At 47.7% G+C, this 12884-nt stretch carries 14 protein-coding genes; 5 read left to right on the top strand and 9 right to left on the bottom strand.

The window, feature by feature from the left end:
• Positions 1 to 85: 85 nt before the first annotated feature.
• From ON064_RS13465 to ON064_RS13450, 4 genes are all read right to left on the bottom strand, one after another.
• A complete protein-coding gene (locus ON064_RS13465) occupies positions 86 to 544 on the bottom strand; it encodes a GNAT family N-acetyltransferase (protein WP_274625169.1) in 459 nt (152 codons plus the stop codon).
• Positions 541 to 2364: a M3 family oligoendopeptidase gene (locus ON064_RS13460; protein WP_274625168.1), complete on the bottom strand. Its 1824-nt coding sequence runs from the start codon at positions 2362 to 2364 to the stop codon at positions 541 to 543. Before ON064_RS13460 ends, ON064_RS13465 begins: the two co-directional genes overlap by 4 nt.
• A 115-nt stretch (positions 2365 to 2479) precedes the next feature.
• Complete coding sequence (locus ON064_RS13455; protein ID WP_274625167.1) at positions 2480 to 3301, bottom strand: PP2C family serine/threonine-protein phosphatase; 822 nt, start codon at positions 3299 to 3301, stop codon at positions 2480 to 2482.
• A 237-nt stretch (positions 3302 to 3538) separates the two neighbouring features.
• A complete protein-coding gene (locus ON064_RS13450; protein WP_274625166.1) occupies positions 3539 to 4333 on the bottom strand; it encodes a hypothetical protein in 795 nt (264 codons plus the stop codon).
• 230 nt (positions 4334 to 4563) lie between these two features.
• Here ON064_RS13450 and ON064_RS13445 point away from each other — a divergent pair, with 230 nt between their 5' ends.
• Positions 4564 to 5409 (top strand): SDR family oxidoreductase, encoded by an 846-nt coding sequence (locus ON064_RS13445; RefSeq protein WP_274625165.1) that lies wholly within the window; start codon positions 4564 to 4566, stop codon positions 5407 to 5409.
• A 156-nt stretch (positions 5410 to 5565) separates the two neighbouring features.
• Here ON064_RS13445 and ON064_RS13440 read toward each other — a convergent pair whose 3' ends face one another.
• The 3 genes from ON064_RS13440 to ON064_RS13430 all read right to left on the bottom strand — a co-directional run bounded on the left by ON064_RS13440 (position 5566) and on the right by ON064_RS13430 (position 8563).
• Positions 5566 to 6408 (bottom strand): ABC transporter permease, encoded by an 843-nt coding sequence (locus ON064_RS13440; protein ID WP_274625164.1) that lies wholly within the window; start codon positions 6406 to 6408, stop codon positions 5566 to 5568.
• Positions 6405 to 7400 (bottom strand): ATP-binding cassette domain-containing protein, encoded by a 996-nt coding sequence (locus tag ON064_RS13435; RefSeq protein WP_274625163.1) that lies wholly within the window; start codon positions 7398 to 7400, stop codon positions 6405 to 6407. The genes ON064_RS13440 and ON064_RS13435 overlap by 4 nt, the downstream gene beginning before the upstream one ends.
• A 179-nt stretch (positions 7401 to 7579) precedes the next feature.
• Entirely contained in the window at positions 7580 to 8563 is a 984-nt protein-coding gene (locus tag ON064_RS13430; protein WP_274625162.1) for a ketoacyl-ACP synthase III, read from the bottom strand.
• Between the two features lie 465 nt (positions 8564 to 9028).
• Here ON064_RS13430 and ON064_RS13425 point away from each other — a divergent pair, with 465 nt between their 5' ends.
• From ON064_RS13425 to ON064_RS13410, 4 genes are all read left to right on the top strand, one after another.
• Positions 9029 to 10978, top strand: coding sequence for an FUSC family protein (locus tag ON064_RS13425; RefSeq protein ID WP_274625161.1), 1950 nt, complete (start codon positions 9029 to 9031; stop codon positions 10976 to 10978).
• A 111-nt stretch (positions 10979 to 11089) separates the two neighbouring features.
• Positions 11090 to 11293: a helix-turn-helix transcriptional regulator gene (locus ON064_RS13420; RefSeq protein WP_274625160.1), complete on the top strand. Its 204-nt coding sequence runs from the start codon at positions 11090 to 11092 to the stop codon at positions 11291 to 11293.
• A gap of 88 nt (positions 11294 to 11381) precedes the next feature.
• Entirely contained in the window at positions 11382 to 11696 is a 315-nt protein-coding gene (locus tag ON064_RS13415; RefSeq protein WP_274625159.1) for a permease, read from the top strand.
• Complete coding sequence (locus tag ON064_RS13410) at positions 11696 to 11890, top strand: hypothetical protein (protein WP_274625158.1); 195 nt, start codon at positions 11696 to 11698, stop codon at positions 11888 to 11890. Before ON064_RS13415 ends, ON064_RS13410 begins: the two co-directional genes overlap by 1 nt.
• Before the next feature lie 92 nt (positions 11891 to 11982).
• Here ON064_RS13410 and ON064_RS13405 read toward each other — a convergent pair whose 3' ends face one another.
• Positions 11983 to 12171 carry a hypothetical protein gene (locus ON064_RS13405; protein ID WP_274625157.1) on the bottom strand — a complete coding sequence of 63 codons (189 nt, stop codon included), beginning with the start codon at positions 12169 to 12171 and terminating at the stop codon, positions 11983 to 11985.
• A 30-nt stretch (positions 12172 to 12201) separates the two neighbouring features.
• Entirely contained in the window at positions 12202 to 12741 is a 540-nt protein-coding gene (locus ON064_RS13400) for a 2'-5' RNA ligase family protein (RefSeq protein ID WP_274625156.1), read from the bottom strand.
• Between the last annotated feature and the right edge of the window lie 143 nt (positions 12742 to 12884).

Genomic DNA, 12884 nt, shown 5'->3' with positions numbered 1-12884 from the left:
CCTTTTTCCTTACCTGCTCCTTACGGATAAATAAAAAGAAAAAAGGCTGAACCTTTGAGAATTCAGCCTTCAAAGTTATCAGGCACTAGTTACTTTGCTGTCTTGCCCAACAAATCATGCCATCAGTTTCTTGCGCTTTTTTCATCTTTATCTTTTCAAGCACGCGAATGGATGACTGATTGTCACGATCGGTTTCCGCAATCACTTTTTCTACCTCTTCGTGTGCCAGCGCCCATTCGATCAACGCATTCATCGCTTCGGTCGCATAGCCTTTATTCCAGTACCGCTCGAGCAACCCATATCCGATCTCCACTTGCTTCTGATCATCAGGCTTACCTTTAAATCCGGCATCACCAATTACCTGGCCATCTGGTTTCCGGATAATCAGCCAGCTCCCCCATGTAAACAGGCTGGGGTCTTTTCGCAACTCTTGTAAATGGCGGTCAATTTCGGGGCCGTTGTCGTACTGCTGGGTTTGAAGCAGCTGAGTCACTTTTGCGGTGCAAGGAATGATTTCCAATCGGTCGGTTTCCATTTTCTTCATTGCTTATTTTTACCCGCCGCTGCAATATGCTTCTCAGTCAGCTCCAAGTATTCTTCAATGGCGGAAGTCAGCGATTTCTGTGCATCTCGCCAGAAGTCCACTTGCGTGATGTCTGCTTCCAGGTAGTGTTTGCCCAATTGCTCGACGGTCATCGTTCCGGAATCGCGCAATAGCGCATCGTATCGTTCCGCGAATCCGTCTGGCTGCTGTTTGGCTTGTTCATATACACCATTGCTGAACAGATAACCGATCGTGTATGGAATATTGTAGAACGCTTTTTCGGCATCGTAGAAATGGCCGATGAACATCCATTTGTAAAGAGCCAAATCCTCAACAAGTCCGCCGTAAATATCATTTTCCACTTCGGCGATCATCGTTTTGATCTGCTCTGCGGAAATCATGCCCTGTGCCCGTTGCTCATAAAACTTACGTTCGAAGCGGAACATGTTCGGCACGCTCACGACGTACTTTAAGCCGTCACGGATTTTCATTTCGAGCATGGCGAGCCGTTCGTTTTCGTCAGTCGTCTGTTGGATTACGGCATCCAGCACTAGATTCTCCATGAACGTAGAAGCCGTTTCCGCAACACTCGTGCCTTTTTGCTGCGCAAGCGCCGGTTCGTCGTGGATGATCTGATTGTGATAGGCGTGGCCCAGTTCATGCGCCAAGGTCACCAAGTCCTGATAAGTATCACGATAAGTCACAAAAATCCGGCTTTCTTTGGCCAGTGGCATCGAGGCACAAAAGCCGCCTTCTGCTTTGCCCGGCCGGTTCTCGGCTTCGATCCAATCCTGTTCAAATGCGCGGTTGGCAAAATTCCCGAGCTTGTCGCTGAACTGGTGGAACTGCTTGCTGATGACGGTTTTCGCCGAGGCAAAATCCACTTTGTCTGAAAGCGAAAACGCCGGCGACTCCAAATCGAACCAACTGGCTGGATCTTGGCCCGCCACTTTCAATTTCCGTTCGATATACGCTCTGTACAACTCCTTATTGCCGTCAATGGCCGTGAGCATCGCATCGATTGAGGCTTCCTGAATTCGATTGTGCTCGAGCATCTCTTTCAATTTATTGTCCCAACCTCGCTGTTCGTAGATCGCCAAACGAGATCCAGCCACACGGTTCAAAATGGCTGCCACTGTATCCGCGTGTGCTACGCACGTTTCGTCCACAGCTTCAGCTGCCCGCTTTCGGCTGGCGCGGTCTTTGCCGTTTATGGCTTCATTCAATGCCTGGCCGATCGACACTTGCTGCAGTTCCCCGTCCACTTCAATTGGCACTCTCAATTTAGTTAACACCAGTTCGTGCTGCTGTTCCCAGCCCGACAGGCCATTAACGGACAGCGCGCTGATCATGCGCTCCAGTTCAGCCGGCAACCGGTCTTTGACCATCCCTCTTCTTTCATTCAAATAAAACGCCGAGTCCTGAATACGGCCAGAAGCGGTAAACTCCTGCCAATCCGCATCGGGAAATTCAGCAAAGGCTTGATCCAATTCGATCTGCAACGAAGCGAGCTTTGCTTTCAACACGGCGCTTTCATCCATCAAAGCGATCGCTGCCTGATCCGCCACGTTTTCTGCATACGCACAGATGGCGAAATCATCAAGCTGTTCCCAAGCAAGCAAGGCATATTGAAATTGATCAATGACTTTCAGCAAGGCATCGTTGTCCCGCTCGTCCATCTCGCGGTAATTTTGCAATTGCCCAGCCGCTTGCTCGAGTGTATTTTGCAAATCTGCCATAAACGCTTTCAGTTCTTCTGATCGGCTTGTTCCGGCATATAAAGAAGTTAAATTCCATGTTTGTGCAGTTGTCTGTTCCACGAATAATCCCCTTTTTATCTACGGCAGCATCCCACTGCCTTATTTACGCACCTTTATACTCATTCTTCTTTTTTCCTTAAAATCCCTTTTGCAAATAAAAATAGGACAACGAAACTTATTGCGGCTCATCCCCAGGGCGTGTCGCTTCACTTTCCACTTCTATTATCCAAGACAAGATGGTGGTGCTGTCACGGACCTCTTTTTCTTTGATTTCTTGCAGCAACGCTTGTACGCCCTCTATATTTGAAGCCAGTTCAAAACGTTTTGCCACTTCCAGCGGATTTGAAAAATCGGTGTTCGGACATTCCACCAGCCCGTCGGTCGTCAGCAAAATGTGATTGACGCCTTTTCTTAATTCTTTCGCTCCTGTACTAAAGCAAGGAACCGGCAACTCGAATGTGTTTGCTTTGCCGATCCATTCATAGAAGCTCCGATGATTCTGCTGCATCTCGCCGAGCGCTTCGAGTTCAGGATGAAACAAGTACAATAGGCAATCACCGACAGATAGCCACCAAAGGAATTTGCCTTTTCTTGCTGTGCATAAGACAGCCGTTTCGCCTTGCACTTTTCTGCATGCTGTTTTAAAACGCTCGCTTTCAAAGCTTGCCAGCAAAATCTCCGATAGCTGACTGAATGCTTGTTTTACCGGCAACTTTAAAGCTTCAGTGATTAAAGTTTCCAAACGGCCAATTTCCGCAACGACGAGCTCCGCGCTTTCGGCCGTTTGATGGGCGTCCAGCAAGACGGTGAATTCCCAGTCTTCCCTTGCATTGGCCCACACCAGGCAGCCGTCTTCATTTTTCGTTTGGCCGGCCGCTGAATTACCGCCAAATCTGCCCACTGCGACAGGTCCGATTTGCTGAATATCCAGCTGGTCGACAAAATGTTCTTCGCTGCCGACCCAGTTGAATGATATTTGCTCTTTTCTATTTGCCATATGTATTTGCCTCCAAAGTTCACTAATGCGCCGACAAAGCTGCCAACTGCATTTGCCCACTGTATTTATGCTAAAAAGACCTATCGCCTGTTCAAAAGGCGATAGGTCTTCCCCTGTTCAACTCTATTGATAAGCTGTGCTCTATTGTTTTACTAATAATATCCAATTCGAAATAGGGTGTCAATTTGGCATCTGCTCAGAATTCGCCTTTATTTCGCAGAATCAGCCATTCCGGTCTTAAACAGCATGATGGACCCCAGACAACTTTGGGCTATTTCTCGAACGGCAAATTTTCAAGCCTTTGATACCGATCAGGCAGGTAGCCGTTACAGCAATGAGCGCTAACGGAATTGCTTTCCAACCAGCCAACACCGCACCAACGCTAATGGCAACAAACGCCCATAGAATGGTGGCATAATAAGCTTTTTGATATTCAACTTCCGCTAATAGCCGTAACGAGATAGCTGTAGCGGCTGTTAAAACTCCTGCTTGCCATAAAATGCCCCACAAGCCTGTGACTGGCCATCCATAAAAAGTAAGTGCGGATGACAGGTTGGCAAATACAGCGACCGTCGTCCACCCATAATAAAGCGCAAAAGTGCCCGTGACGATCCATCTCTCTGGGGAAGTCAAGGAAACATCCAATAGGTTCAAGAATACTGACCGCAGCAATAGCCCCATTGCCGCAAAGATGAAAACCGTGGCCCATAGCCATTCGTTGGAAGCACTCCAAATCCACAGACCAAAACCTATGAAGGTTAAACTGGAACGCGCAGCGATGCGGTCATAAATAGTATTGGAATAGCTGATAGGGAGGATTTGATAAATAGCATAAGCAATTGTTCCGAGAACGATAACCGACCAAATCGAAAAAGCGTATCCTGCCGGCGTAATGAGCGGATCTGCTCCTTCGCCTTCAAATAAGCGGCCATTTGCTTTTTCCACTGCCCACACGGAGGCCGGCTGCAATAACGCTAACGCAAGAACCGCGATTCGCTGTAATTTAATCAACAAGCGTTTCAGCCATTTCACTCTACTCCTCCCCCTCTCCTGTACTAAGAATCCATTTTATTCTCCTTTACAATATACACAGAATTTTCAATTAATAATATCTATATGCTTGCAATTTTTCAGTTATAAGCTCGGATTTATCAAAACAGCTTACTGGCTCATGCTATACTGAACGACATAAACAGCCTTGTATTGGTGATTTTCGCTCGCTCTTTACCCACAACATAATTTCAAGGAAAGCGGTGGATTAGATGACTGTACTGGTGACTGGCTTTACCGGGAACGTAGGATATGAAGTTGCCCAGAGTTTAAAAACGAAAGGCATTCCTTTTAAATGTGCGGTGCGCAATGTGGAAAAAGCCAGGAAACAATACGGCTATGCCTACGAATTTGCATCGTTGGACTTTGCCAATCCGGAAAGTTTCAACACAGCTTTAGAAAAAGTAGATCAGCTGTTTTTAATGTATCCCCCTGGAGAAAACCTGAAGTTTGCGGAGTTTTTAGAAGCAGCTAAAAGAAACTGCATCCGTCACATCACTTACCTGTCGGTAAAAGATGTACAGTTTTTGCCGTTTATCCACCATCATAAAAACGAAAAACTGATTCGCAACCTTGGAGTCCCTTATACTTTCATCCGCGCCGGCTATTTTATGCAGAACCTGAATGATTTTTTAAGACAGGAAATTAAAGAGCGTCAGCGCATTTATGTACCAGCCGGCATGGGAAAAACCAGCTTTGTCGATGTACGGGATCTGGCGGAAATAGCTTCTTTATCTTTTCAGAACCCACACTTGCACCAAAATAAAGCCTATGTGATTACAGGCGATGAAGCGCTAAACTTTTCACAAGTTGCAGAAAAAATGACAAAAATTCTCGGCAAGCCAATTATCTACACGAATCCCTCGCCTAAAGATTTTAGACAGTACATGCTAAGCCAAGGAAAAGACAAAGGATTTATCAATGTCGTCATCGGCATCCATTTCCCGACCAAATTGGGATTAGCCAAAGGCATAACTTCCGATTATCAAAAATTGACCGGCCAATCCCCCAAGAAAATGGAAAGCTACCTTCATGATTACCGGCACTCTTGGGAGTGACTACTGGATCATAGTTACCTGATTAGCTTTTCAAATAAAACCCCGGATAAGGCCACAGTTGCTGACGCGGCCCTATCCAGGGGTCTTTTTTATTCTCAGCGAATGATAAAAATGAACAGATATCCGGTTTCAGTACTGCAAATTCCATCAAATCCACTATTCTTTTCTTCGATACAAATACATGGTCAGCGGCGCAAAAATCACCACGAAAATCGCGGATACGACGACCACCCAGCCGATTTGCTCCCACGTGCCGTTGCCGTGCATCAAGCCGCGCACCGCTGTTGCCAGGATGGAAATCGGATTGATGTTGACAAAGCCTTGCAGCCAGGAAGGCAAAGTCGACGGATCGACGAATACATTGCTGACGAAGGTGAGCGGGAATACTACCAAAAAGCTGACCATCATCAAAGATTTTTCGGAACGCATGATGATGCCCGCGGCTGTCCAGATCCAGGAGAAGCTGAACGAAAACAATAAGATGACCAGCACCGCGCCCAACACGCCCATCACTCCGCCTTCCGGCCGAAATCCGAGCGCCAGCCCAAGGCCGATCATAATTGCCGATGCCAGCGAGTAGCGGATGACGTCGACGAGCAATGCCCCGACTAAAGCGGATGGCAGCCAGATCGGCAAGGTACGGAAACGGTCAAAAATGCCTTTTCGGATATCGTTGTTCAAGTCGATGCCGGTGTACATCGTAATCTGCGACACCGTCATGACCAAAATGCCGGGCAATAAAAACTGCAGGTATTCGCCCGTAGACCCGGCAATCGCCCCGCCGAACAAATACGTAAACATCAATAGAAAGATAATCGGAAACACCGTCACGTCAAACATCTGCTCCGGGACATGCTTGATTCGCAGCAACGCGCGGTGGGCAAACGCCATCGTCGAAGCTAGGGCATTCGGCGGATCCGGCCGCTTGCCACCCGCGATGGCGTTCAAAGGATGCACTTCTTCATAAGTCGTTTTGTCATGTTCGATCTGCACGCTCATGAGTTTTCCTCCTCAGTCGGTTGATCGCTGGCGGATTGTCCGGTCAATGTCAAAAATACTTCATCCAAGCTCGGCCGCCCGAGCGAAAAATCGCTGATGCCGATTTTTTCTCTGCCCAGTTCGCCGAGTGCTTCTGCGACGATGGAAGAATCTTTCGCCTGTGCACTCAGCGTCACGCCGTCTGTCGATGTGTGAACCGGGACGCTGAGCTTGCGTTCAAGAATGGCTGCTGCTTGTGCTTGGTCGGCCGCTTCCAGCAATTGTACAGTCAAGGTGCCGGTCCCGACTGACGCTTTCAGCTCACTGCTCGTGCCTTCTGCGATAATCTTGCCTTGATTGATGACCGCAATGCGGTCTGCCAGTTGGTCCGCTTCCTCCAAATTCTGTGTCGTCAACAGCACAGTTGTCCCCGTCTGAACAAGCGCGCGCACAATCTCCCACACCTGGTTGCGGCTGCGCGGGTCGAGGCCGGTCGTTGGCTCATCGAGAAACAATAGATCCGGCGTCACGACGATGCTTGCGGCGATATCGATGCGCCGCCGCATCCCGCCCGAATACTTTTTCACTTGTCGTTTTGCTGCCTGTTCCAAGCCGAATGCCGACAGCAATTCCGCCGCACGCAACTTCGCTTCCTTGGTCGTGTAGCCCATCAGCCTGGAAATTAACACCAAGTTTTCAATTCCGGTCAAGTCTTCATCAATCGATGCATATTGGCCCGTCAAACTGATGCGGCTTTTGATGGCTGCACTTTCCGTCTTCAAATCGTGCCCGAAAATGGTTGCGCTGCCGTCGTCTGGCTGGATCAATGTCGCCAGCATGCGGATTGTCGTCGTTTTCCCCGCCCCGTTCGGCCCTAAAAATCCGTATACCGTGCCTCTTGGAATCACTAAATCCACGCCGTCTACCGCCCGTTCTTTTCCGTACACTTTTACCAGTCCCGCCGCTTCTACAGCCAATCCGTTCGCTTGCCGCTCCACATTTCTGGTTGCCATGCTCCTCACCTTTTTCTTTGCAGGATACATTCACGTGATTATGATTTTCATTATAAACCTATTGGCGGAATATTCACTCTTTTTATTTCATTATAGAACAAACGTTCTTATTAATCCACTATTATTTTCTTCCATAAGAAAAACTCCTGCGCCATAGCAGGAGTTTAAAAATACAATTATTAAATCGACCATTTCACCAGCATCCCGGCATGGGTCAAGCCGCCGCCGAATCCGTACAGCAGCAATTGATCGCCCGCTTCGATGCGCCCATCTTTCACGCCTTCGGCAAGCGACAAGGGAATCGAGCCGGCAGATGTGTTGCCGTAATATTCAAGTGAATAGATGGTGTTGTCGAGCGATAATCCGCTTCTTGCGCAGATCGATTCGATGATCCGCAAATTGGCGCTATGCGGCACGAACCAATCCACATCGTCAGGCGACACGCCGGCTTTTTCCATTAAGGCATTGACGCCTTTTGGCACTGTATTGACCGCCCATTTGTATACTTCGCGGCCATTTTGCCAGACCACATTTCGGGCAGCCAAGTCTTCTCCGAACATTTCATCTGCCAGGTCTGTGCAATACAAATTGCTCGCCAAGGCGCCGTTGGTTCCCATATGCGATTCGATAAAGCTTGGATTGTCTGCGTCGTGTTCGACCAGGACCGCCCCGCCACCGTCGCCGAACAAGATGCATGTCGAGCGGTCAGTGTAATCGAGGATCTTCGAGAAAGTTTCCGCCCCGATCACCAGGATTTTCTTATGCAATCCGGAAGTGATCAAGCCGTTCGCCATCTGCAGGCCGTAGGAAAATCCTGCACAAGCCGCATTCAAGTCGATCGTGCCTGCGTTCGGGATATTCAGTTTCGCCTGGACCATTGCGGCCACGCTCGGTGTTTTAAAGTCAGGCGTCATCGTGCAGGCAATGATCAAATCGACATCGTCGAACGACTTTCCGTAGCGCTCTGCCAAATCCTGTACTGCTTTCGTGCTTATATCACTCGTAAATTCGTGTTCTCCCGCAATGCGGCGCTCTCTGATGCCGGTGCGCTGGAGGATCCACTCGTCATTTGTTTCAACCAATTGTTCCAAGTCCAAATTCGTCAGCCTCTTTTCGGGTACATACGATCCGATGGCTGTAATTCGTGCTGCTGATCTGCTCATTCATACACCCCTTTAGCTTACTAACCTCATTTTAGCACCTAACATTAGTATTAGGTACTAATAATTTTACGAGATGGGTAAAAACTTTCTGACGCATAACAATTTAAAGACATTTACGAGTCATAAGGCATGTACCGTCTAGGTAATAAGAATACTTCAAGAAGCTCCCGCCTCTTGTTGCAACTGATTTTTGAATGTTTTTTAATCGCGTGGTATGTTCACCGCCAAAAAATAATAGCTTCAAGAGGACAATAAAAATATTGAAAAACGAATAATAAATTTTATAATAAATAGGGTTTTTACCAGTAATTCTCTCAAAGTCCAACATCGATCTGGAAATGAAACATGCAGGCATCCAGAACTTTGACCAGTGAATTTCTGCAAGCGAACGGCTGAGAGTCGCCCTTCAAAAACAATCTGTGGAATAATAGCCATAAGAGAATTTATTCGTCAGGAGGCGCTGGAATGAAACGAAACCGAACCGCAAAGAACGAGGAATTCCGCAGGCTCCTGAAACAGGCTTTCGCCATCAACCAACGCCCGCTGCCTTGGGCTAAAGCTTTGGCCGCCGGCATCAGCTCCGGGCTTCCCGTACTGATCGGCGTCTGGTTGGGGCAGTTGCAATACGGACTGATCGCAGGGCTCGGCGGCTTGGCATTTCTTTATATGTTCAATGAACCGTACGCGCTGCGCTCGAAGAAAATCTTTTTCGCCGCACTCGGCTTGGCATTTTCAGCGGGCCTTGGCGTCCTGCTGTCCGGGCAGCCGTTTCTCGCTGCCGCAGCAGTCGGTGTCATAGGCGCTTTGGCGGTCTTCATCTTCGGTGCCTATCAATTTACAGGGCCATCCGCTATTTTCTTCGTGCTGGTGTTTTTGATCAATAATAATATGGCCGACAACCCGGCCTTGTTCTTATTGAACGCATTCCTGGTTTTCCTGGGCGGCATGCTGTCCTGGCTGATGGCGATGTGGGCCTACCCTTTCAAGCCTCACGCCGCAGAAACCAAGGCAGTGAAACAAGAATATGCCGAACTGGCCGTGCTCGCTGAATCTGCCGGCTCCGCTGAATTCTATGCTATACGCCAGCGCACCTGGCCCGCTTTGAAATCTGCTGAAACGGACCTCGGCTACGCCTCTGCCAAATGGACGCGCTCGAACCGGCTCGTGCAGTTGAACTTATTGCACCTGCAGGCAAAAGCGATCTATGCCGAAATCATCAAACGCGGCGACCGCTTTTCCGCTGTCTCGAAAGAAACCGCTGATAATTTGCGGCTCATCGCTTCCTCGGTTGAAGCGTCCGGCAAAAAATCCTTTGCTGCCGCACCGCGGCTACAGACTGAAACGGGCGATGCTTTGACCGAAAGCACACGGAAAGCCTACGATATCCTCACCGGCCAGCGCGATAAACGAACGCGCGATACCGAGCTCACCGCAGAACCGTTCAAATCCGTCTTTACCGGCTCTTTCAATAAACATTCAATGGTGTTTTTTGCGGCCATTCGTTTTGGCATTGTCTTGGCGTTCGCTGCATTGATCGCTTATTTTCTGCCGATCGACCCGTCTTATTGGGTTCCGTTATCGGCCGCAGCAGTTATGTCCGGCGCTACCATCCTATCGACATTCAACCGCTCCATCCAACGTTCAGCCGGCACCATTGTCGGTATTGTAGTGGCGGCGATCATCTTGTCTTTCCAACCGGATGGGCTGTCTATCGCATTGATCATTTTCGCGTTGACGGCGCTGACAGAACTCGCCATCGTTTTAAACTATGCCGTTGCGGCATTCTTTATCACGCCAAATGCTTTGATGATTGCTGAGAGCACTTCACAGATCGGAGACCTTTCCTATTTCGCTTCTGCGCGCATTGTCGACGTCTTAATCGGTTCCGCCATCGGGCTCCTCGGGGTCTTATTGATTGGCCGGCGCCGCGCTTCCAGTTTGATTCCCCAGCATTCGGCCAAAACTTTGCGAAGCCAGCAGCGCTTTATGAGCTTGCTGTTTTCACCTTACAGCCCGGACCTTGAAGCGCAGCCGATCGAATTGAAGAAAATGCGCACTAATTTGACCAATTTGAAGCTGGTGCTCGATACGGCACAAGGCGAATTGCCGCAGCGGCCAGAAAATCTCGCTCTCTTGCAGCAAGTCTTCTTCGCAGCCGAACAGCTTGGCTTCCTGCTCGAGAACGCGGCACAAAAAGACAGGCTCGCCTTATCTCCCGTACAACTCGGACAGCTCTACCTGTTCTTTGAAATGATGGCGAACACAATGGAAGGCAAATGGCCGTTCGCGGAGCATGTAATTCCTGAAATTCCGGGATTCCCCGAAATCGAACAGGAACTCGCTGCCTTGCAGGAATCGGTTCGAATGAGCTACCGCGAGACGGAACCACTTGAACAAGACGAAGCCCTGGAATAGGCTTCGTCTTTTTTTGTGCATAGGAATTTTGAACAATTATCTGTAAAGTTAACTTTACGTAAAACAAACTTTACACGTAACATGGGATTATAACTACGAGGACGTGATGAAGTGGATAATAAGTTGAAGGAATTGCGGGAGACACACGGTTTTTCACAAGACCAGCTCGCCAAAAAACTGGGCGTCTCGAGACAGACGATCATTTCAATCGAAAAAGGGCGCTATAATCCTTCCTTGCCCCTTGCCCTGCAGATGGGCCGAATTTTCACTACCCCCGTCGAGAACATCTTCTTTTTAGAAGAAGGATCGGATTGAATTGTCGAATCAATAAGGAGGAATTGTTATCAGTTACCGCATCGCATTTTCAGCTCTAGGCTCATTATTTTTTCTGATGGGAGGGTTTTTGCTCCTCGCAGCATTCATGGACAATAGTGCTCCGTTATCGGAAACCTATATGATCCTCTCCATGTCTGTCATGGCGTTTAGTTTAAGTTACCTGTATCCACAATTTGCCCAAAAAGATGAACGGATGCAACTGATCCGTCAAAAAGGCATGTTCTTTTCATTTGTTGCTTTTTTATTCTATTCTTTCGCACTCAATTCATTGCTTGAATTTAATATCATCCACTTAACCGCGAGTGATGCCATTACCCTTTTAACCGCATTGATGATCAGCACCTTGTTTACCTCGTGGGTTTTCCTTTCGAGGCGTTATTGATGAAAAAAGTAATTGTATTGTTAAAAATCATCTTGGCTATCTCTGCGGTATGTGCCATTTCATTGGGAACTTACTTATTTTTAAATACCGGCACTGAAAAAGCTGTGCTGTTGACCTCGGGGGCATTAGTGATAAATACTTTCATTGCAGTTCTTCTATTAGGAATATACGCTATAGAAAAACGGATTAATTGAGACGTTCCAACTTTTAAATCTTCCGACTGAATACATAAAGTCCCGCTGCTTTTTTGCAGAGGGACTTTTCATTGTTATGTACACTTTATATTCTAATTTTGCTGCGCACGAGCTTGCTTTAAATCCGAGATGCCGATCAATGAGCAAATAATGAGGCCTGCCACCATAATCCATGTCAGCACCCAATTATTCCCCCATGAAATGATGAGGACGATCAAACAGTTGAAGGCAATGATGAAGCTTCGGTATTTTTCGGTTGCGGCCATATATGATTTGAACATGTTTGCCTCATTCTCCTGTCATTTTTTAGCTTAGCTCTTGTGCGAGCCTAATGGAATGTCCATGTATTTTCGATAGCTGCCATTGATGCTTTCCTGATAAATTCGGATAGAATCAACCTCAAACTGGCAAATACTCAACTCTTCACTAGCGAGCTGCGCCATCTCTTTTAACTGCCGTACCGACAATCCGTAACTCGTTTTTGCCAGAGTCAGATGGGGAACGAATCGATCAAGTTCGAAATACTGCACGATCATTTCATCTGTTGGTTCAACTACCGCAACAAGCCGTTCGTGCAATTTCTTCAGCCCCTGCGATTCAACCTGTAAATACAGAATTTCTTCACCAAAAAATGCCGTTCCGCCAATAGTTGCTTCAAAACGATTCGTTTTCTCGCAAGCTTTCCGCACATTTTCTAGCCAGCTCTCATCAGGTGTGAAGCCGCCTTGTGCTTTCAAGGTAATATGCGGTTCAACTATTTCATCAATCCAGTTGTCCAGCCACTGCTTCCTGAATTGGCTCACTTGGTTTGTATAGTCTGCAGGTGGTGAAATTCCGATAAAATACTGCATCTCCATTTCTCCTTTTACGAATCGCTATGGGTGCACGTAGATTTCTTTAATTGATATTAACATTAATTCCCATCAATTTGAATTTATTTTATATTCCCATTACATAAGTAGAATCTTTTAAAATCCACAGTGATGAATTCAAA

This window comes from Planococcus sp. A6 (genome assembly GCF_028823615.1).
Classification (GTDB): Bacteria; Bacillota; Bacilli; order Bacillales_A; family Planococcaceae; genus Planococcus.
This window is presented reverse-complemented; position numbering and strand designations above follow the sequence as displayed.